The following is a 20,873-nucleotide window of genomic DNA, read 5'->3' on the forward strand; positions in this document are numbered from 1 at the left end:
CAAAACAAAGCACCCCAAAACAAGACACAGCCATGGAGCGAAGCGTCATGACCATCCGCATGCCGGGCGCCGTGAAGGGCGTCCTGACCGCCGCCGTCCTCGCCACGGCCACCCTCGCCGCCGCCCCGGCGATGGCCGAGATCAAGGGGCTGGAGATCATCGCCCCGGCGAGCCCCGGCGGCGGCTGGGACCAGCACGCCCGCACGCTCCAGCAGGTTCTCCAAGACCAGAAGCTGGCCTCCAACATCCAGGTCGTGAACATCCCCGGCGCCGGCGGCACGGTCGGCCTCGCCCAGTTCGTCACCGCCAAGAAGCGCTCGCCGACGATCCTGGTCGGCGGCCAGATCATGCTGGGCGCCATCGTCACCAACAAGTCGGCGGTGACGCTCGATCAGGTGACCCCGCTGGCCCGGCTGACCGGTGAATACACGGCCATCGTCGTTCCCCCGGATTCGCCCATCAAGACCTTCGACGACCTGATCAAGAAGTTCAAGGCGGACCCCGGCTCGGTGTCCTGGGGCGGCGGCTCGGCGGGCGGCAGCGACCAGATCCTGGCCGGGCTGATCGCCAAGGCGGTCGGCGTCGATCCCAACAAGGTCAACTACGTCGCCACCGCGGGCGGCGGCGAGCTGCTGGCCTCGGCGCTCGGCGGCCATGTGACGCTCGGCATGGGCGGCTACAGCGAGTTCGCCCCGCAGTTCCAGGCGGGCAAGCTGCGCGCCATCGCCGTCTCCGCCCCGCAGCGCCTGCCGGGCTCCGACACGCCGACCCTCAAGGAGCAGGGTGTCGACCTGGAGTTCGTGAACTGGCGCGGCGTCTTCGCCCAGGCTTCCGCCAAGCCGGCCGAGCTGAAGGAACTGCAGGAGGCCGTCGCCAAGGCCGTCGCCAGCGACGAGTGGAAGCAGGCCGTGAAGCAGCGCGGCTGGATCGACCTCTACCAGCCCTCCGCCGAGTTCGCCTCCTTCCTGAAGCAGGAGCGCGCGCAGATCGAGGGCACGCTGAAGGACATCGGCCTCGTGAAGTGAGGACCGAACCGGGTGGGCGCGGTCGCCGCGCCCACCGGTCCGCAAAAAACAGTCTGGGAGGATGAAGCGATGACCACCGGTCGAAGCATGCGCGCCGGAGAGGCGGTGCTGGGCGGCGGGCTGATCGCCCTTGGGGGCTTGATCGCGGTCGAGACCATGCTGACCCCGAGCGTCGGCCGGGCGGTGGTCGGCCCCGCCCTGTTCCCCTACCTGATCTCGGGCGGCCTCGTCCTGGTCGGCCTGTCCCTGCTGCGCGAAGCCTTCGCCGGGGCCGTTGCCCACGCCGAGGGGCTGGAACTGGACCTGTGGGCGGTGGCGCTGGTCGCGGCGGGGCTGGCCGTCCAGTTCCTGCTGCTTGACACGCTGGGCTGGATACCCTCCACCACCATTCTGTTCGCTGCGGTCTCCCGCGCCTTCGGCGGCCGGCGGCTGATGGTCAATCTCGCCATCGGGCTGGCGCTCGCCGCCTTCACCTTCGTGGCCTTCAATTACGGGCTCGGCCTGAACCTGCCCGAGGGCAGCATCGTCGAACGGCTCACCTCCCCCGACGCCGAATAAGGACGCCGGACAAGCCCCGCATCGCGCCCCCGCTTCGGGAAGGAAACTGCACTATGGACACCCTTGCCGCCCTGGGCCACGGCTTCCTCGTGGCGCTGACGCCGTACAATCTGCTGTGGTCGGCGATCGGCGTGACGGTGGGCACCGCGGTCGGCGTGCTGCCCGGCATCGGCCCGGCGCTGACCGTGGCCCTGCTGCTGCCGGTCACCTACGGGCTGGAGCCGACCTCCGCCTTCATCATGTTCGCCGGCATCTACTACGGCGCCATGTACGGCGGCTCGACGACCTCGATCCTTCTGAACGCGCCGGGCGAGTCCGGCAGCATCGTCACCGCCATCGACGGCCACGCCATGGCCCGCCAGGGCCGCGGCGCCCAGGCGCTGGCGACCGCCGCCATCGGCTCCTTCATCGCCGGCACCATCGCCACCGCGGCGCTGACCTTCGTCGCCCCGCTGATGGTCAAGATGGCGCTGCTGTTCGGCCCGGCCGAGTATTTCGCGCTGATGGTGCTGGCGCTGACCACCGTCACAGCCGTGCTGGGCAGCTCGTTGGCCCGCGGTCTGGCGAGCCTGTTCCTCGGGCTGGCGCTGGGCCTTGTCGGCATCGACATGCAGACCGGCCAAGCGCGGCTGGCCTTCGGCGTGCCGGAGCTGCTCGACGGCATCGACACGGTGGTGGTCGCGGTCGGCCTGTTCGCGGTCGGCGAGACGCTCTACGTCGCCTCCCGCCACCGCTTCGAGACGGAGGAGATCTACGCGCTCAAGGGCTCCAAATGGATGAGCCGCGAGGACTGGGCGCGCTCGTGGAAGCCATGGCTGCGCGGCACGCTGCTGGGCTTCCCCATCGGCACCCTGCCGGCAGGCGGCAGCGAGATCCCGACCTTCCTGTCCTATCTGATCGAGAAGCGTCTGGCGAAGAAGCCGGAGGAGTTCGGCAAGGGCGCCATCGAGGCCGTCGCCGGACCGGAGGCCGCCAACAACGCGTCGGCCGCCGGCGTGCTCGCGCCGCTGCTCTCGCTCGGCCTGCCGACCTCGGCGACCGCCGCCATCATGCTCGCCGCCTTCCAGCAATACGGCCTGCAGCCCGGCCCGACGCTGTTCGACAACAACCCCGAGCTGGTCTGGGGCATGATCGCCAGCCTCTACATCGGCAACGTGCTTCTGCTGGTGCTGAACCTGCCGCTGGTCGGCTTCTGGGTGAAGCTGCTGCTGATCCCGCGGCACTGGCTGTACGCCGGCATCCTGGTCTTCTCGTCGCTTGGCGCCTACACGCTGAACAACAACGTCATCGATCTGGTCATCCTGTGGGTGATCGGGCTGGCCGGCTTCGGCATGCGCGTGCTGAACGTGCCGGTGGCGCCCTGCGTGGTCGGGCTGATCCTGGGTCCGCTGGCCGAACAGCAGTTCCGCCGCGCGCTGGCGATCAGCCAGGGCGACCCGTCGGTCTTCCTGACCCACCCGATTTCGGCGGTCCTGCTGATCATCGCGGCCCTGCTGGTGATCGGCCCGATGGTCCTGCGCTACCGGAGCAACGGGGCGGGCAAGAGCGCGGGCAAGGGCGGCAGCGCCTCGCCGTCCGGCAGCCATCCCGCGACGTAAGACCGCCATCCCGCGAAGGACTTTTCCATGGAAAGCGTCGATCTCTGGTCGCAGCTCGCCGCCCTCGGGCAGGTGGTCGCCATCGACCTCGTTCTGGCCGGCGACAACGCCATCGTCGTCGGCATGGCCGCCGCCGCGGTGCCGCTGGCGCAGCGCCGCAAGGTGATCTTCTGGGGCATCGGTGCGGCCATCGTCCTGCGCATCTTCTTCGCGCTGATCACCACGCAGCTTCTCGCCATCATCGGGCTGACCCTGGCCGGCGGCGTGCTGCTGCTGTGGGTCTGCTGGAAGATGTACCGCGAGCTGCGCTCCCACGGGACGGACGAGGTGGCGCCCGACGAGGCGATGGACGCCCCCGACACGCCGGTGGGCGTGTCCGGAAGCGCCGCCGCCGGTGCCGCGGTCGGCGGCGTCACGGTGGGCGCGGCGATCTGGCAGATCGTCGTGGCGGACGTGTCGATGTCGCTCGACAACGTGCTGGCCGTGGCCGGCGCCGCCAAGGACCACCCCACCATCCTGGTCATCGGCCTGCTGCTGTCCGTCGTGCTGATGGGGGCCGCGGCCAACATGATCGCGCATGTGCTGCACAAGCACCGCTGGGTCGGCTGGGTCGGTCTCGTCATCATCACCTATGTGGCGCTCGACATGATCTGGCGCGGCAGCAACGAAGTCCTCATGCACACCTCCCGGCTATCGTGACGGAGCGCTTCCGATGATCAAGAAGGTACTGGTTCCCCTGACCGGGCGGCCGTTGGACCGCCGCGCCATCGCCACGGCCTTTCTGCTCGCCACCCGCTTCCGCGCCCATGTGGAAGGGTTGAGCGTCATGCCGCAGGTCGAAATCCGCACCTCCGTGGAAAGCGCCGCGATTCCCAAGGCGCTGGTCGAGCAACTCATCCGCATCGGGCAGGAGGATCAGGCGCGGGTGATCGACTCCGCCCACGACCTGTTCGAGGAATTCCGCAGCCGCTTCGGCGCCGCGGAGGCGGACAGCCTGACCGGCGGCGGCGAGGGCGCGGACGGCCTGTCCGCCTCCTGGCAGCAGGCGACCGGCCCGCTGGCCGAGACCTTGGCGGAGGAGGCGCGGCTCGCCGATCTGGTGGTGATCGCCCAGACCTCCGACAGGACCAACGCCATGGGTCCGGCCATCGAGGCCACCCTGTTCGGCTCCGGCCGCCCCCTGCTGCTGGCCCCGGCGGCCGAACCGGCCTCGGTCGGGTCCGCGGTCGCTGTGGCCTGGGACGGCGGGGCCGCGGCCTCGCGGGCGGTCGCGGCGGCGCTGCCGCTTCTGCAACGGGCCGGCAAGGCGGTCATCCTGTCGGCGGAGGTCGCCGATCCCGGACGCACCGCCGACCCCGACCGCCTGTCGGCCTACCTTGCCCTGCACGGTGTCGCGGCGACCATCCGCAAGGTCACGGCGTCGGGTCGCGCGGTCGGGCGGGCCTTGCAGGAGACGGCGGCGGAGGCCGGTTGCGACCTGCTGGTGATGGGCGCCTACGGCCACAGCCGTGTGCGTGAGCGGGTATGGGGCGGCGTGACGCTCGACGTGCTGCGCGAGCCGCCCGCCATTCCCATCTTCATGGCGCACTGATTTGTGCATTACGGTGCCCCGGCACCGGGAGACGGACCATGCGCATACTCGTCGTCGAGGACACCGAGGATCTGGCCGACGCCATCGTCCACCGGCTGCGCAAGCTGGGCTACGCCGTCGACTGGGCGCCGACCGGGGACGAGGCGGAGGAGTTGCTGCGCCAGGAGGCGTACCAGCTCGTCCTGCTCGACATCATGCTGCCGGGGGTGGACGGACAGACGCTGCTGAACCGCCTGCGCCAGCGCCGCGACGCCACGCCGGTCCTGGTGATGACCGCCCGCTCGCAGGTGAATGTGCGGGTCGACCTGCTCGATCTGGGGGCCGACGACTTCATCGTGAAGCCCTTCGACCTGCGGGAACTGGAGGCCCGCTGCCGCGCCCTGCTGCGCCGCTCGCACGGACTCGCCTCCTCGCGCACGCAGTTCGGCAATCTGGTCTTCGACGCCGCCGCCAAGAAGGTGCTGGTCGACGCCCGCCCCGTCGATCTGGGCGGCCGCGAATTCCGCCTTTTGGAGCTGTTTCTCAGCAACCTGAACACCGTCCTGTCCAAGGAGGACCTGATGGACCGGCTGTTCAGCCTCGACCAGCCCACCGCGCTGAACGCCATCGAGTTGTATGTCTCCCGCCTCCGGCGCAAGCTGGAGGGCGCGTCGGTGGAGATCCGGACGGTTCGGGGGCTGGGGTATGTGGCGGAAGTGTGTGCCGAAGGCTGAAGGATTCTCGCTGCGGCGGCGGCTGTTCATCCGGCTGCTCGGCGTGCTGGCCGTCCTGACCGCCGGGCTGTTCCTGTTCGTCAGCGCCTACGCCCAGCGCGCCGCCGACGCCGCCTTCGACCGGCTGCTGATGGCGTCGGCCCTGTCGATCTCCGACACGGTGCGGGTGGAGGACGGGCGCTTTTCCGTCGACCTGCCCTATTCCTCGCTGGGCATCCTGGCCCAGGCCCGGCGCGACCGCGTGTTCTACCGGATCACCGCGCCGGACGGCGAGCTGGTCACCGGCTACCACGACCTGCCGGTGGCGCCCGCCAAGGCCGCGGTCGCCGGCGCTGCCGGCAGCGACTCCACCACCCGTTTCGAGAACGCCAGCTTCCGCGGCATGCCGGTGCGCGTCGCCGTCCTGAAGCGCTTCGCCACGCAGCCGGACCTCGGCGGCTGGGTCACCATAGCCGTCGCCCAGACGCGGGAGGAGCGCGGGGCGCTGGCCCGCGACATCCTGGCGAACGCCTTCCTTCCCATCGCCTTCACCGTCGTCGCGGCGGGCGGGCTGATCTGGTTCGGGGTGCGGCAGGCGCTGGCCCCCCTGGGCTCGCTGGAGCGGATGATCCGCGAGCGGCAGCCCCACGACTTCTCCCCCATCGCCATGCCGCCGCCGCAGGAGGTCTCCCAGCTCGTCCAGGCGATCAACCAGCTCATGGCACGTCTCCAATCCAATCTCGACACCATGCAGACCTTCCTGGCCGACGCCGCCCACCAGATCCGCACACCGCTGGCCAGCCTGCGCCTGCAGGCCGAACTCGCCATCGACGAGGACGATCCCGATGCCCTCCACCGCATCGCCCAGCGCGTGCACCGCAACGCGGTGGAGGCCAGCCAGCTCACCAGCCAACTCCTCAACCACGCCATGGTGATCCACCGCAGCGAGGCGCTGAAGCCCGAGGATGTCGATCTCGGCGCCCTGCTGGAGCAGGTGTTCCAGCGCGCCCGCGCGGTGGCCGGCGACACGGCGATCCGCCTGGACATCGACCGCGCGGCGGAACCCGCCACCGTCCCCGGCGACGCCATCAGCCTGCGCGAGGCGCTGACCAACCTGCTCGACAACGCGGTGAAGTACGCCGGCCCGTCCGGCCCCATCGACCTGACGCTGACCCCCCGGCCAAACGGGCGCGGTCTGCGCGTGGAGATCGCCGACCGCGGCCCCGGCGTGCCGGACGCCGAGAAGCGCCGCGTGCTGGAGCGGTTCGGGCGCGGCAGCTCCGCCGCCGGGGTGGCGGGCAGCGGGCTGGGCCTCGCCATCGTCACCTCGGTGGTCGAGGCGCACGGAGCGGATTTGTCCCTGCTCGACCGCCCCGGCGGCGGGCTGATCGCGCGCATCGACTTCCCAGAGGCGGGCGGCGGAATCACCACGGCGGGGGGAGGGGCCACGCGGGCCCTGCTGCCCCTTCTGGTCCTCGTCGCCCTGCTCTGGGCGCCTTGGATGCAGGCCGCGCAGGCGGCGCAACTGCTCACCTACCCCGCCCCCGGCGGCGAGCGGGAGCGGCTGCGCATCCATTCCGCCACCGACCGGCAGGCCATCGAGCCGCTGGTCCTCGATTTCCAGCAGCTCCACCCCGACGTCACCGTCGAATACAAGGACATGGACACCGCCGACCTCTACGCCGAGGCGGTGGCCGTGCCGGCCAAGGGGGCCGCGGCGGAGACTCCCGACCTGCTCATCAGCTCGGCCTCCGACCTGCAGGTGAAGCTGGTCAACGACGGTCACACCCAGCCCCACCGCTCCGCCCTGACCGACGCTCTGCCGGACTGGGCAAACTGGCGGGACGAAGCTTTCGGCTTCACCTTCGAGCCGGCGGTGATCGCCTACAACCGCGACCTTCTGCCGGACGCCCAGGTGCCGCGCACGCGCCCGGCGCTGATCCGGCTGCTGCGCGACGACCCGGCGCGCTTCGGCCGGCGCGTCGCCACTTACGACACGGCCACCAGCGGCATCGGCTATCTGCTGGCTTCCCACGACGCCCTGCTGTTCGGCCAGTACTGGCAGCTCGTCGCGATGATGGGCAACGCCCAGGCGCGGCTGGCCTGCTGCTCCGGCGAGATCCTCGACATGGTGGAGCGGGGCGAGGTGCTGATCGCCTACAACGTCCTCGGCTCCTACGCGCGGGCGCGGGCGGCGGCGGGGGCGCCCATCGGCATCGTGGTGCCGGAGGACTACACGCTGGTCATCTCCCGCGTCGCGGTGATTCCCCGGACGGCGCCCCGGCCGCAGCTCGCCGGCCGGTTCATCGACTATCTGCTGTCGCCGCGCGGGCAGGAGGTGGTGGCCGACCGCTCCGCCCTCTACGCCATCTCCTCCGGCATCAAGCGGGAGGCGTCGGCGTCGGGCCTGCGCTCCAGCACGGCGGCGCCGCTGCACCCTATCGCCCTCAGCCCGGCCCTGCTGGTGTTCCTCGACCGGCTGAAGCGGGAGCGGTTCCTGCAGCAATGGCAGTCGGCGATCCTGCTGCCCTGAGTCCTTGAGAGGATCCGCAACCCGCTCTCCTGTGCGACGCCTCAGCCATTCCAGCCTTCCGGCGGCGACGGCGCCCGCAGGGCCATGCCCATGCCGTGCAGCCGCGTCCGGCGCTTGTCAACCGGCAGGGCCGCCAGCCCGAGCAGCACCGTCGTCGCGGAATCGAGACCGCCCGGCGGACCGAGCGCCCCGGTGCCCAGGGCCTCGGCGATCGCATCCGACCGCCCCGCGTCCGGGCTTTCGGCGGCGGCCAGCAGACGCTCCGCGGCGGCGGTCCGGTCCGGCACCACCCCACGCCCACCCGCTTTCTTCAGGAGGGCCTTCACCCGCTGACGGTCGTTGCGGTCCTGGAAATGGCCGTGCCGCTGCATCAACCGCACCGCCTCGACCATGTAGTCGGCGAAGCTCCTCAGGTCCCGGCCCACCCGATGCGGAGGCTGTTCCTGCGCCGTCGCCACCGCTTGATGCAGCCAGCCGCTGGCCCGTGAGGCCCGGGTGATCGCATCCGCGGGGAGCGGCGGCGCAACCGCGGCGAAGAGGTCCGCAAGGATCAGAGCGTCCTCGGCCCCGTCGAGAACCGGACGTCGCAAAGCCTCTGCGAGCAGTCCGTTGAGCCATGGTGAAGAAAAAGGATGTGCTCGCCGGTCCTGCATCCGGAACCCCATGACAATGACATGGATTTGCAACCTCACGCAGAAGATACCAACTCTTCCGCGGATAGCAACGGAAACGATTCTATCAAGTGAGATGTTTCACAAGAATCGGCTATCACCACAGCGGAAATGAACGCGTATGTATTCCACCTTGGGAAACTATCATCGACAGATTCAATACAAATACGCGATATTTCCTTGAGCGCTTGCACAACCGCTACTATGATACACTCGGGTATGCAGGAGGGGCGCATGGCGGGCCTGTTGCAGGAGCGTACGGGACGCGCGGCGCACGCGAACGCAGCCTTGGCGGCTTGCCCACGGCATCAGCCGGATCAAGCCGAACGGTGCCACGCACAGGCATCGGCCGGCGGGACACCGCCGGTCAGGACACCTCTCGCCTGAAGCCTGCCGGATGCCACCGCGGGCAACGTTTTCCCACAAGGCACGGGCCGGCGTCATCGGGCGGAGGTCTTCGAGGACCGAAGTGAACCTCATTCCCTTCTGAAAGGACCATTGAGAATGAACGACAACAGCGAACGCGTCTCGCCCGTGCAGCCGGCGAACCTCGACCTCTCCTTCATCAACAAGCGGCTCGAGATGGCCGGCTACACGTCGGATCAGGCCGCGGCGTCGGTCGAGGCCTACCGCCAGTTCCTCGTCGTGGTCGCGGCGAAGCCGAACCTGATCCTGGTCCCGACGAAGGCGGCCGACGCGGCTTGGCACGAGCACATCCTGTTCATGGACCGTTACGAGGCGGACATGATGCGTCTTGTGGGCGCCCGGGTTCACCATCACCCGGACGCTCCCGACGCCGCCGCTTGGCAGAAGGCTGTCGCCAACACCCAGGACGCCTTCCGGACGACGCTCGGCGTGGAGCTGGGAACGGAGGAACTCGCCGGCTGCTACCTCACGGTCGAGGCGGCCTGAGCGTCATACCATCGTATTGACCGTTGCATGATGCGGTTGTTTTGCTGCTAAATTCATACGATTGGCAGCGCGCTCCGCGAACGCTCCCCTGACCGGCGGCCCAGGCCACGGTCAGGGGCGCATCCCGTCACCCCTGGCAGCGAAAGGGAGGAAGGATTGATGTCCGATCTGGTCCACGACCTCTCCAGCCGCGCCCGGGACATGAACGCCGCGCTCACCGTCTTCGACAAGAGCGACACGCTGCTGGCAACCAACGACAAGCAGAAGACGATCTATCCCTTCATCGACTTCTCACGCTCGGTGACGTTCCGCGACATCGTGTGGGAATGCGTGAAGCACAAGAAGTTCAGCTCGGACACCATCTATTCCGATCCGGCGCGATGGATCGGCTATGCCGAGGATCTCCGCCGGTTCAACCGGTTCTGGCAGTCCTTCACGCTCCATTCCGACGGGCGGGTCATCCAGATCACCTACGAGCGGTTGGACGACACGGACGGCTGGTGGTACCAGATCCGGCGCGACGTCACCAGCAACGTCCAGGACAGCGTCCGGGGCGGCTTCGACAGCCTGATCTCCCTCAACGGCGGCAGCGTCCTGCCGCCGTCGGGCCAGCCCACCTTCGTCGTCCGGCTTCTCGACGCCCTGCCCTACCCGGCGGCGCTTCTGACGCCGCGCTGCCAAGTCATCGACGGCAACCAGTCCTTCGCCTCCATCGTGGCGCGGGGAGACGGGCTGTCCCTGGTCGGCGGCCGGCTGATCATCCCGGACGCACCCACCGAACAGGCGGAACTGTCGAAGCGGGCCGCCGGCTTCTTCCGCCGCCGCACCCGTACGCCGATCACGTTGCGCGTGTCGCGCCTGGACCAGCCGTCGCCCTATTTCGCCACCCTGTCGGAGCCGCCGGCCCAAAGCGTCGGAAGCGGCGGCCCGATGACCGGCATCCTCCTCCTGACTCTCGTCGATCCGGATATCCTGCCCGCCGTGTCGGCGCGCGCCGTCGCCGAGCTTCTCCAGATCACCGGATCGGAAGCCGAGATCGCGCTGGCACTGTGCTCCGGCCGGAGCGTCGACGAGATCGCCGAGGATCGCGGGGTGGAGCGGCGCACCGTCTACAATCAGGTTTCGTCCATCCTGGGCAAGACCGGCCTGCGCAACCAAGCGGGAATCGTGCGGCAGGTGACGACGATCTGCTGGCATTTCGGGTCGCGCGTCTGATCGAATCCGGGTATGCTGCCCGATGCATCGCCGGCCGCGCGAATACCTGGATATGGACGCACTCTTGTGCATACATATGGCGGACGTCCGGTGCAGTTCCGGTTCCGCTCTGGCCGGAGCACAGTGCCAGCGCGATCTCGGCTTCCGATCCGGTGATCTGGAGAAGCTCGGCGACGGCGCGCGCCGACACGGCGGGCAGGATATCCGGCCATCGTGACCGGTGTCGCGGGTGCCGTGTTTCCGGCAGCGGCGGGAACCTTGCGGGCCAGCCTTTCCGACGATCTGACGACCATCGATCCGTTCGCCTTTCCCGGCTTGGTCTCATCCGGTGTCCTGCGGCAGGTCTATGAGGGCTTCACCGCCGTCGACGCCGCCGGCAACGCCGTTCCGGCGCTGGCCACCCGTTGGGAGACGCCGGACGGCGGGCGGACGTGGCGCTTTACCCTGCGCCCGGACGTGCGGTTCCATTCGGGACGCCCATTCACCGCCGCCGACATCCTGTGGACCTGGGAACACCATCTGACGCGCACGCCCCAGCCCGGCTACAGCGCCTTCTACCTGCGCGGCATCGAGGGGGCCGCGGCGTTGCAGCAGGGGACCGCCGCCTCGCTGTCCGGCGTCGCCATTCCCGACCCTCACACACTCGTCGTGCGGCTGGCCGAACCCGACGCGCTGTTCCCGCTCTACCCGTTCCTGTTCGTCGACCGCGGCATGGAGGACGAATTCGGGCCGGCTTGGCACGAGCGGGCGTCCGGCGGCACCGGGCCGTTCCGCCTCACGTCCTGGCGGCGCGGCGAATCCGTGCGTCTGGAGGCCCACGCCGATTATTGGGGCGGTGCTCCGGCCGTGGAGGCGGTGTCCCTGGCGGTGTTGCCCGACACCAACACGCTGCTGGCGCGCTACGACGCCGGAGAGCTGGACATCGCGCCGCTTCCCGACAACGCGGTGCGCACGGTGGTCCGTCAGCCGCGCTACGACGGGCAGATCGCGGCCTTCTCCCGCGCGCAGGTGCGCTATCTTGCCCTGAACCAGGATCTGTACCCGCCCTTCCGCGACCGGCGGGTGCGCGAGGCGTTCCGTTACGCGCTGGACCGGGTCGCCACGGTGAACGGGCTCCATGCCGGGCGGGCGCTGCTGACGAACGGCTTCGTCACGCCCGGCCTGGGCGGCTACCACCCCGACGCGGTGCCGTTGACCCCGACCGATCCGAACCGGGCCAAGGCGCTTCTGGCGGAGTCCGGCCACGCCGGGGGGCGCGGATTGCCGCCGCTCCAGATCGCCGGTGGTCCCAACGTGCGCGAGGAGGCCACCTATTTCGCCGCCCAGCTCACCGCGGCGCTGGGCATTCCGGTCGGCGTGCGCATCCAGGAGCGCGCGGCCTTCGTGGCGGCGATCAACGAGGGGCGCGAGGCGCTGTTCATCAACGGCTGGACGGCGGATTTCCCCGATCCCATGGACCAGCTCGCCACCCAATGGCACAGCGCCAGCCCGACGAACCGCGTCCGTTGGCACAACCCGGATTTCGACCGGCTCATGGAGCGGGCGCGCGGCCTCGCCGACCCCGACGCCCGCAACGCGCTCTACCGGGACGCCGAAGCCCTGCTCCGGGAGCAGGCCGTGGCGGTGCCTCTTCCCGTGCCGCAGTTCGTAGCTCTGGTGCGGCCCGGCGTGACCGGGGTGGTCATCCGGCCGGACGGCACGACGGATTACCATTCCGCCCGGTTGCCATGACGGCACGCCGCCTCGGCCGCTATGGCCTGTCCTGGCGACTGGCTCGGCGACTGGCTTGGCGAATGGCCCGGCGCCTGCCGGCGCTTCTTCTTCTGGCCGGAGCCGCCGTGCTGGCGAGCTTCCTGGCCTCCCACGCGCTTCCCGGCGATCCGGTCCTGCTTATGGTCGACGGTCGGGCCGCCGACCCGGAGATGATCCGCCGGCTGCGGGAAGACGCCGGGCTGGATCAGCCGATCGCCGTTCAATTCCTGTCCTACACGCTGGCCCTGCTGCGCGGCGACCTCGGCCAATCGCTGCGCTATGGCGGCGTTCCGGTGACGGCGCTGCTGGGCGAAGCCTTGCCGGTGACGTTGGGGCTGATGGCGGGTGCGGCGGTGCTGGCCCTGCCCCTCGGACTCCTGCTGGGCCTCGCCGCGGCGGATGTCCGGCGGGCGTGGCCGGGCACGGCCCTCACCATCGGGTCGGTGATGGCCCTGTCGGTGCCGCCGCTGGCGCTGGCGACGTGGCTGATGCTGGCGGGGTCCGGTACGGCGCCCTGGGCCGTGGCGGCGCTCGCCCTGCCGGCGGTGGCGATGATCGCCCGCCTGACACGGACCCAGGTGATGGAGGTGCTGGGACGCGACTTCATCCGCACCGCGCAGGCCAAGGGGCTGGGACGAACCGCCGTTCTGCTGCGCCACGCCCTGCCGAACGCTCTGGTGCCGCTGGCGGCGGCGGCCGGATCGGTGGCCGGGACGATCCTCACCACCACGGCGGCGGTGGAGACCGTCTTCGCCCTGCCGGGGGTGGGGCGGCTGACCGTCCAGGCGGTGCTGGCCCGCGACCACACGGTCGCCGGAGCCACCGTTCTGGTCTTCGTCCTGATGCAGATCGCCATCAGCCTGACCGCCGAGCTGCTGATCGGTCTCGCCGATCCGCGACTCCGCAACAATAGGTTGCGCGGCGATGGGAAGCCGTCATGATCGCCGTGCGTTCCTGCGCCGGACGCGCCGGCCTGCTGCTCGCGGCGGCGCTGGCGGTGCTTCTGGCCCTGGCCGCCCTTCTGCTGCCGCTCGACCCGTCCGCCATGGATCTCGGGCAGGCTTGGGCGGAACCATCCGCCGCCCACCCGCTGGGGTGCGACGGGCTGGGCCGCGACGTCGCCGCCCGGCTGATCGCCGGGACGGGAACCTCCGCCGCCATCGCCGGGCTGGCGCTCGCCCTGGCGGTGGGGCTGGGCGTCGCCTCGGGCGGGGTGGCGGGCTGGGTCGGCGGGCGCACCGACGCCGTGGTCCTGCGGCTGGCCGACCTGCTGCAAGGCTTTCCCGAGCTGTCGCTCGCCATCGTCGCCGCCGCGCTGCTGGGTCCGGGCACCGAGGCCATGGTGCTGACGCTCGCCCTGGCGGCATGGCCCTCGCAGGTCCGCTGGTGCCGGGCGCTGGCCCTGTCCAACCGGACCGCCGAGCATGTGCGGGCCTCCGCCGCCCTCGGCGCGGGACCGCTGCACACGGTCCGCCGCCATCTGTTGCCGGCGGTCGCCGGGCCGGTCGCCATCCGCGCCGCCCTCTCCATCGGTCCCGTCATGGTGGCGGAGGCGACGCTGAGCGGGCTCGGTCTGGGCATCCAGGAGCCGGCGGTGTCGCTGGGCACCCTGATCCGCGACGGGCTGGCCGACCTGCGCGACGCCCCCCACCTGATCGCCGCGACCACGGTCACCGTCGCCGCCATCGCGCTGGCCATCAATCTGCTGGCCGAGGGGCTGCGCGAAGGCCTCGACCCGCGGGGGGAACCGTTCCGCCGGCCGTGAGGCCGTGTCTCTCAGCGCCGCTGCAGCGACATAGTGTAGCGGAAACCGGCGCCCGGATGGGTGTTGACCGCGATCTCCACCAGACGCCCGTCCTCGGTGAAATAGCGCCGGGTGATGACGAGGATCGGCGATTGCGGCGGGACATGCAGGCGCGAGGCGACGTTCAGGCTGGCCGGGGCGGCCTCGATGTCCTGCATCACCTCGGCGATGCGGACTCCGTAACGTTGCTCCAGCACCGTGTAGATGGCGTACTGCACCACCTCCAGGTTGCGCACCACGTCGGAGAAGGCGGCGTCGATGTAGACCTCGACGTAGGAGAAGGGCTCCGACGTCTCGCGGGTGCGGCGCAGGGCGCTGACGCGGAACCACTGCGTCTCGGGGCGGCAGCCCAGCCGGCCCGCCAGTTCCTCCTCCACGATGATGCGGTCCACCGAGAGGATTTCCAGCCGGGTCGAGGTGGCGTACTGCACCAGCTCGTCCAGGGAACTGATGGAGTTGACAAAGCGCCCGTCGGCGCGGCGCGCCGCCAGGACCGACCCCGATCCCTGGCGGCGCAGGATGTAGCCCATCTCCTGAAGCCGGCGCAGCGCCTCGCGCACCGTGTGGCGGCTGACGGCGAAGCGGCTGCACAGCTCCTGCTCGGTCGGCAGGCGGTCGCCGACGGCGTAGGCGCCGGCGTCGATCTCCTCCAGCAAGGTGCGGACGATCTCCTGGTAGAGCGGGGTCTCCCCCCGCTCCGCCACGCCGTCCGTGCCGCTGTTTTCCTTCAGGCTGTCCGCTTCGTCCGACATCGCATCCCTCATGATGCCGGAAGATGGACGAGGCGGGGCGCCGATGCAACCGGTGTACGAGGATGTTCCGCGCGGGACGGCTTACGTGAGCAGGACCAGCGACAGGGCCGGGAAGGCGTTGATGGCGAGCAGCGCCACCACCCGCATCCCGTAGAAGGGCAGCACCCCCTTCACGATGGCGTGGAGCGGCATCTTGGTGATGCGGCTCATCACGAACAGGTTCAGCCCGACCGGCGGCGTCAGGGTCGCCACCTCGACCAGAGCGGTCATGATGACGGCGAAATGGATCGGGTTCACCCCCACCGCCTGCGCCATCGGGAACAGGATCGGCGCCAGCAGCACGATCATCGACACGCCGTCCAGGAACATGCCGATGACGAGCAGGAGCAGGTTGACGGCCAGCAGGAACTCGAAGGGGGAGACCTGCGCCTCCTTGAGCATCGCGGTCAGCTCGGCGGACAGGCCGAGGCGGGTCAGCACCGCGGTCAGCAGGCCGGAGCCGAGCAGCACGCCGTAGATCATCACCGTCTGGAGCACCGACTCCCGCGCCGTCTCCCACACAGCGGCGAGGTTGGCGGTGCGGTAGACGACCGTCACCAGGACCACCGCGTAGATGGCGGCGAGCGCCGACACCTCGGTCGGGGTGAACCAGCCCATGTAGATCGTGCCGATGATGAGCACCGGCATCATCAGCGCCCCGGCGGCACCCGGCAGGCGCTGGCCGAAGCCCTTCCAGTCCGGACGCTCCCCGACATGGCCGTAGCCCTTGAGCCGGCTGACGATCAGCGTGGTGAGGCCGAGCAGGAACGCCTCGAACAGACCGGGCACGATGCCGGCGATGAACAGGTCGGTGATCGGCAGACCGACGATGGAACCGATCAGGATGAAGGTCAGCGACGGCGGGATCATCAGACCCAGCGTGCCGCAGACCGCCACCAGCGAGGCGGCGAAGCGGGGCGGGTAGCCCTCCTTCGGCATCAGCTTCACCGCCGCCGGGCCGAGCGCCACGGCGCAGGCCACCGACGAGCCGTTGACCGCCGCGAAGAACACGCTGGACATGGCCAGCGCCAGGGCGATGCCGCCGCGGAAGTAGCGGATGATCGTCCCGACCAGCTCCAGGATGACCAGCGCGAGGTTGCCGCGCGACATCAGGTTGCCGGCGAAGATGAAGAACGGGATGCAGACCAGCGCGTATTTGTCCACGGAATCCCAGGCCATCTGCGCGACCAGGACGACCGGGATGTTGAAGTTGAAGGTCAGCAGGCCGACCGCGATGACGCCCAGCGCCAGCGCGATGTGCACGCCCGCCGCCACGAAGAACAGCAGGCTGACGACGGCGATGATGGTGGTCATGGTGTTTCCTCCCCTTTTTCGGCCGTCGTTCAGAGATTCTCGCCCTCGACGGGCGGATCGGGGTCATGGCCGCGCAGCAGCAGGATGATGTTGCCGACGAAGGCGAAGCCGTAGAGCACCCCGCCCAGCGGCAGCACCAGCCGGACCATCCACAGCGGCAGGTCGAGGTTGGATTCGGTGAACATGCCGATCGCCTGGAGATGCGCGACCTCCTGGAATCCGGCGATCACCAGCAGCACGCTGAAGGCCAGCCCGATCAGGCTGTTCAGCCAGGCGAAGGCCAGCCGCACCCGGTGCGGCATCATGTTCAGCAGCAGGTCCATGCGGATGTAGTGACCGTGCCGCGTGCCGACGCCCAGCGACAGCAGGACGCTCCACACCACCAGGAAGCGGACCAACTCCTCCGCCCACCAGTGGCTTTCCGACAGGAGGGAGCGGCTGGACGCCTCGTAGAACATGAAGCCGATGGCCGCCATCATCAGGATCGTGGCGATGTTCAGGAGGATGCGGTCCTCGATGAAGCTCCACCAGCTCGGCAGGCCGCGGCCCGGCGGCAAGGCGTTGTCCACCGCATGGGTCTGGGGAGGCGCCGCGGGGGGTGCCGCAGAAGTCAATGTATCGGTTCCCGGCATGGGTGGAACTCCCTTCACGAGAAGACCTGTGTCTGGGGGACGCGGCTCAGCCAGCCGGTGGCGCGCTCGTAGGCGTCGGCGATGCGCAGCAGCGTGGCTTCCGCCTGCGGGCGGGCGATGAGCTGCATGGCGATCGGCATCCCGTCCGGATCGAAGCCCGCGGGCGTAACGAGCGCCGGCAGGCCGAGGTAGGAGACCGGGCGGGTCAGCGCCGCCACTCCGGCGACCACCGCGGCCATCGCCGGCCCGGCGCCCACGTCGGTCTGGGCAGCGGTCGGCACGCGGCCGCGCAGGGCGGGAACGAACAGCGCGTCGCATTGCGCGAAGGGGCCGTCGATCATCGCCCGGAGATGAAGCGCGCGGAGCTGCTTCGCCTGGAGGTAGGAGGCCGCCGGCACCATCAGCCCCTGCAGAAGCCGCGCGCGGACCTGCGGGCCGTAGTCCTGCGGACGCTCGCGCAGCCAGGGCGCATGGACGGCCGCCGCCTCCGGCGTGAAAACGAGGTTGGCGAGGTCGCCGTAGGGCTCGTGATCGGGGATGTCCACGTCCACGACGCGGGCGCCGGCGCGCTCCAGCACCGCCCGCGCCCGCTCCAGCGCGGCGGCGACGGCGGGGTCCAGGCCGTCGTAGTAGAATTGGCGCGGGATGCCCAGCCGCAGCCCCTCCACCCCTTGCCCGATGCCGTCGGCGGCGTCCGTCCGCCCGGTGATGACCGAGAACAGCGTCGCCGCGTCCTCGGCGCTGCGGGCCAGCGGCCCGACGCAGTCCAGGCTTTCCGACAGCGGCATCACGCCGTCCATCGGCGTCGCCCCCTGCGTCGGCTTCAGCCCGACCACGCCGCACAGCGCCGCCGGAAGCCGCACCGACCCGCCGGTGTCCGACCCCAGCGAGCCGAAGGCCAGCCGCCCCGCCACCGCCGCCCCGGAGCCGGAGGAGGAGCCGCCGGCGACGCGGTCCGGGTCCCAGGGGTTGCGGCAGCGCCCGAGATGGGCGTTGTGCCCGGTCGGCCCCATGGCGAACTCGGCCATGTGCAGCGTGCCGAGCGTCACCGCCCCCGCCGCGTCCAGCCGCTCCAGCACCGTGGCCGTCCGCTCCGGGCGGAAGCCGCCGCGGATCGTCGGGGAGCCGCAGGTGCAGCGCTTGCCGGCGCGATAGAACATGTCCTTGTGGGCCAGCGGCACGCCGTGCAGCGGCCCGCGCAGCCGCCCGGCCCGCGCCTCCACGTCGGCGGCGCGGGCGGCGGCCAGCGCCTCCTCCGGCTCGACCGACAGGAAGGCGTTGAGCGTTGGATTCAGCCGGGCGATGCGGTCCAGGCAGGCGTCGGCCAAGGCTTCCGCCCGCAGCGCGCCGTCGCGGACCGCCTTTGCGGCGTCCGTCAGGGTCAGCGATGTGGGATCGGTCATGCCCGCTCCCCGGCAATCAACGCGGCATGGGCGCCCAGCGGCACGTCGAACAGCGAGCCGCCGGGATGCGCCGCCGCCAGCAGGCCCGGCACGGCGGCCAGCAGGCACCCGCACAGGGCGGCGTCGGCATCGTCCAGGGCCACCCCCTGAATCCTGGCCAGGGTCCGCGCGCAAGCCGCGGCGTCCCCGATGAGGTTTTCCGTCATTCCTTCCCTCCCTTCCGGTGCTGTCCCCGCGCGGCTCTTCCGGCCGTTCGCCGCAGGCAGGGCCTTGATGGCCCCCTTACCCGGATCGTTGCAGCGTCATTTCATAGCGGTATCGTCCGGCCGCGTGGCTGCTGACCGCCACCTCCAGCGCGTTTCCTTCGGCATCCAGATAATGGCGGATCACCACCAGGATCGGTGTGCCAACCTCCACCGACAGGCGGGACGCCAAGTTGGCGTCCGCCGAGGTGGCCTCGATCGACTGCACGACCTCCTCGATGCGCAGGCCGTAGCGGCTTTCCAGCACCGCGTAAACGGCGACCGGAAAGGTGCCGATGGCCTGGGCCACGTCGTCGAAGGCAGCGGGCAGGAACACCTCGGTGTAGCAGAGCGGCGTCCGCTCCCCCGGCTGGCGGCGCAGCGCCACCACCCGGACCCACGGCGTGTCCGGCTGGGAGCGCAAAAGCTCCGCCGTCCGTCCCTCCACCAGGATCTTCTCCACCGCCAGCACCTCCAGCCGGGTGGAGGAGGCGTACTGCCCGATCTCCGCGAGGCTGGACAGCGTGTTGTGGAACCGCCCGTCGGGCCGGGCGGCGGTCACCACCGATCCCGAGCCCTGGCGGCGCGCGATCAGGCCGAGATCCTGGAGCCGGCGCAGCGCCTCCCGCACCGTGTAGCGGCTGGCGGAAAAGCGCAGGCACAGCTCCTGCTCGGTCGGCAGCCGTTCGCCCACCCCGACCCGCCCGTCCGAGATGTCGGCGCGCAGCGCGTCCAGGATCTCCTGGAAGCGCGGCCCCTCCGCGGCGGACGGGCGGACGGAGGCCGGGCGAACGGCGGCCTTCACAGCGCCCCCTGCTCGCGCAGCGCGGCGATCCGCTCCGGCCCGATGCCGATGCGGCCCAGCACGTCCTCGGTGTCGGCGCCCAGCGCCGGGGCGGTGCGGGTGGGCAGCGTCTCGCCGCCGATGCGCACCGGCCCGGTCAGCATCCGCACGCCGTGGGACCCGTCCGGGTAGGCGAAATCGGCCACCCGGTCGCTGTCGCGGACGAAGGGGTTCTCCAGCGATTGCGCGATGTCGAGGACCGGGGCGGCGGGAACCGCGCCGCCGAGGATCTCCACCCACTCCGCCGTGTCGCGCTGGCCGAGCACCTCGTCCAGCAGGACGGTGAGCTGCTCGCGGTTGGCGAGCCGGTCCTTGAAGCTGCGGAAGCGCGGGTCGTCCCCCCATTCCGGCTTGCCGATCTTGTCGCAGAAGACCGGCCAGAACTTCTCCTTGTTGCACATGACGAACAGCCAGCCGTCGCGCGTCCGGTAGAGCTGCGAAGGGGTGAGGGAGGGATGCGCGGAACGCGGCTCCCGCCCCTGGTTGTGGCCGCCGTTGAGGTACCAGGTGGCGAGGTAGGTCATGTTGTGCAGCGCCGTGTCGAACAGGCTGACGTCCACGTCCGAGCCCTTGCCGCTCGCCCGCGCCCCGACCACGCCGGAGACGAGGCCGAAGGCGGTCATCAGGCCGGTCATCATGTCGACCACCGACATGCCGAAGCGGGCGGGCGGGCCATCCGGCTCACCGGTCACCGACAGGTACCCGGCCTCCGCCTGCATCAGATAGTCGTAGCCCGGCCAGGCCCGCCGCGGCCCCGTGCGCCCGTAGGCGGACAGGTGGGCGCAGACGATCTTCGGGTTGACCGCCTTCAGATGCTCGTAGGTCAGGCCCAGCTTGTCGGGCAGGTCGCCGCGCAGGTTGTCCAGCACGGCGTCGGCGTGGCGCACCAGCTCGTGCAGCACCGCCATGCCCTCGGGGTGCTTCAGGTTGAGGGTGATGCTGCGCTTGTTGCGGTTGAAGGACTGGTAGAAATGGCTGTTGCCGGGACCGAAGAAATGGGGGCCGACATGCCGGCCGACCTCGCCGCCTTCGGCGGGATTCTCGACCTTGATGACTTCGGCCCCGAGATCGGCCAGCAGCATGGTGCCGAACGGGCCGGCGCCGTATTGCTCCACGGCGATGACGGTGACGCCTTCGAGGGGTAGCACGCGGTGTCTCCCTGATGGGGTGTGCGGGGTGTATGGGGAGTGGTTGCGCTGGAGCCCCCACCCAACCCTCCCCCGCTTCGCAGGGGAGGGCTTTCTCCTCCCCCTGCGAAGCGGGGGGAGGCCGGGAGGGGGGCCCGACGCGACCACC

The 20,873-nt window shown here is 70.4% G+C and carries 20 protein-coding genes; 12 read left to right on the plus strand and 8 right to left on the minus strand.

What is annotated here, in order from left to right:
- The first annotated feature begins 47 nt into the window (after positions 1-47).
- From ACWPXE_RS29095 to ACWPXE_RS29125, 7 genes are all read left to right on the plus strand, one after another.
- Positions 48-1,025, plus strand: a complete 978-nt coding sequence (locus ACWPXE_RS29095) for a Bug family tripartite tricarboxylate transporter substrate binding protein (RefSeq protein ID WP_454020614.1) — start codon at positions 48-50, stop codon at positions 1,023-1,025.
- Positions 1,026-1,094: 69 nt separating this feature from the next.
- On the plus strand, positions 1,095-1,583 hold the full coding sequence (locus ACWPXE_RS29100) for a tripartite tricarboxylate transporter TctB family protein (protein ID WP_353861895.1): 489 nt from the start codon (positions 1,095-1,097) through the stop codon (positions 1,581-1,583).
- A gap of 53 nt (positions 1,584-1,636) precedes the next feature.
- Entirely contained in the window at positions 1,637-3,181 is a 1,545-nt protein-coding gene (locus tag ACWPXE_RS29105) for a tripartite tricarboxylate transporter permease (RefSeq protein ID WP_454020615.1), read from the plus strand.
- Between the two features lie 27 nt (positions 3,182-3,208).
- Positions 3,209-3,880, plus strand: a complete 672-nt coding sequence (locus tag ACWPXE_RS29110; protein WP_454020616.1) for a TerC family protein — start codon at positions 3,209-3,211, stop codon at positions 3,878-3,880.
- A 13-nt stretch (positions 3,881-3,893) separates the two neighbouring features.
- Entirely contained in the window at positions 3,894-4,772 is an 879-nt protein-coding gene (locus ACWPXE_RS29115) for a universal stress protein (protein ID WP_454020617.1), read from the plus strand.
- Between the two features lie 38 nt (positions 4,773-4,810).
- Entirely contained in the window at positions 4,811-5,485 is a 675-nt protein-coding gene (locus tag ACWPXE_RS29120) for a response regulator transcription factor (protein ID WP_454020618.1), read from the plus strand.
- The gene (locus ACWPXE_RS29125; protein ID WP_454020619.1) at positions 5,472-7,997 is read left to right on the plus strand and encodes a sensor histidine kinase; all 2,526 of its coding nucleotides are present in this window, start codon (positions 5,472-5,474) and stop codon (positions 7,995-7,997) included. The genes ACWPXE_RS29120 and ACWPXE_RS29125 overlap by 14 nt, the downstream gene beginning before the upstream one ends.
- Before the next feature lie 41 nt (positions 7,998-8,038).
- Here the strand turns inward: ACWPXE_RS29125 and ACWPXE_RS29130 are convergent, their stop codons facing one another.
- Positions 8,039-8,587, minus strand: a complete 549-nt coding sequence (locus tag ACWPXE_RS29130; protein ID WP_454020620.1) for a hypothetical protein — start codon at positions 8,585-8,587, stop codon at positions 8,039-8,041.
- A 585-nt stretch (positions 8,588-9,172) separates the two neighbouring features.
- On the opposite strand from ACWPXE_RS29130, the gene ACWPXE_RS29135 reads away from it, so the two are divergent.
- From ACWPXE_RS29135 to ACWPXE_RS29155, 5 genes are all read left to right on the plus strand, one after another.
- Positions 9,173-9,580 carry a glycine-rich domain-containing protein gene (locus ACWPXE_RS29135; protein WP_454020621.1) on the plus strand — a complete coding sequence of 136 codons (408 nt, stop codon included), beginning with the start codon at positions 9,173-9,175 and terminating at the stop codon, positions 9,578-9,580.
- Between the two features lie 159 nt (positions 9,581-9,739).
- Positions 9,740-10,795, plus strand: coding sequence for a helix-turn-helix transcriptional regulator (locus ACWPXE_RS29140; RefSeq protein ID WP_454020622.1), 1,056 nt, complete (start codon positions 9,740-9,742; stop codon positions 10,793-10,795).
- A gap of 213 nt (positions 10,796-11,008) precedes the next feature.
- The gene (locus ACWPXE_RS29145; RefSeq protein ID WP_454020623.1) at positions 11,009-12,526 is read left to right on the plus strand and encodes an ABC transporter substrate-binding protein; all 1,518 of its coding nucleotides are present in this window, start codon (positions 11,009-11,011) and stop codon (positions 12,524-12,526) included.
- The gene (locus ACWPXE_RS29150; RefSeq protein WP_454020624.1) at positions 12,523-13,488 is read left to right on the plus strand and encodes an ABC transporter permease; all 966 of its coding nucleotides are present in this window, start codon (positions 12,523-12,525) and stop codon (positions 13,486-13,488) included. The genes ACWPXE_RS29145 and ACWPXE_RS29150 overlap by 4 nt, the downstream gene beginning before the upstream one ends.
- Entirely contained in the window at positions 13,485-14,312 is an 828-nt protein-coding gene (locus ACWPXE_RS29155; protein WP_454020625.1) for an ABC transporter permease, read from the plus strand. Before ACWPXE_RS29150 ends, ACWPXE_RS29155 begins: the two co-directional genes overlap by 4 nt.
- An 11-nt stretch (positions 14,313-14,323) precedes the next feature.
- On the opposite strand, the gene ACWPXE_RS29160 is transcribed toward ACWPXE_RS29155, so the two are convergent.
- The 7 genes from ACWPXE_RS29160 to ACWPXE_RS29190 all read right to left on the minus strand — a co-directional run bounded on the left by ACWPXE_RS29160 (position 14,324) and on the right by ACWPXE_RS29190 (position 20,725).
- A complete protein-coding gene (locus tag ACWPXE_RS29160; RefSeq protein ID WP_454020626.1) occupies positions 14,324-15,103 on the minus strand; it encodes a GntR family transcriptional regulator in 780 nt (259 codons plus the stop codon).
- An 81-nt stretch (positions 15,104-15,184) separates the two neighbouring features.
- Positions 15,185-16,456 (minus strand): TRAP transporter large permease, encoded by a 1,272-nt coding sequence (locus ACWPXE_RS29165; protein ID WP_454020627.1) that lies wholly within the window; start codon positions 16,454-16,456, stop codon positions 15,185-15,187.
- 29 nt (positions 16,457-16,485) lie between these two features.
- Entirely contained in the window at positions 16,486-17,088 is a 603-nt protein-coding gene (locus ACWPXE_RS29170) for a TRAP transporter small permease (protein WP_454020628.1), read from the minus strand.
- A gap of 14 nt (positions 17,089-17,102) precedes the next feature.
- Complete coding sequence (locus tag ACWPXE_RS29175) at positions 17,103-18,491, minus strand: amidase (protein WP_454020629.1); 1,389 nt, start codon at positions 18,489-18,491, stop codon at positions 17,103-17,105.
- Positions 18,488-18,697 carry a hypothetical protein gene (locus ACWPXE_RS29180; RefSeq protein WP_454020630.1) on the minus strand — a complete coding sequence of 70 codons (210 nt, stop codon included), beginning with the start codon at positions 18,695-18,697 and terminating at the stop codon, positions 18,488-18,490. The genes ACWPXE_RS29175 and ACWPXE_RS29180 overlap by 4 nt, the downstream gene beginning before the upstream one ends.
- Before the next feature lie 76 nt (positions 18,698-18,773).
- The gene (locus ACWPXE_RS29185; RefSeq protein WP_014200018.1) at positions 18,774-19,538 is read right to left on the minus strand and encodes a GntR family transcriptional regulator; all 765 of its coding nucleotides are present in this window, start codon (positions 19,536-19,538) and stop codon (positions 18,774-18,776) included.
- Positions 19,535-20,725, minus strand: a complete 1,191-nt coding sequence (locus tag ACWPXE_RS29190) for a CaiB/BaiF CoA transferase family protein (protein WP_454020631.1) — start codon at positions 20,723-20,725, stop codon at positions 19,535-19,537. The genes ACWPXE_RS29185 and ACWPXE_RS29190 overlap by 4 nt, the downstream gene beginning before the upstream one ends.
- Positions 20,726-20,873 lie beyond the last annotated feature (148 nt).

The sequence above is a fragment of the Azospirillum sp. Marseille-Q6669 genome (assembly GCF_965111635.1).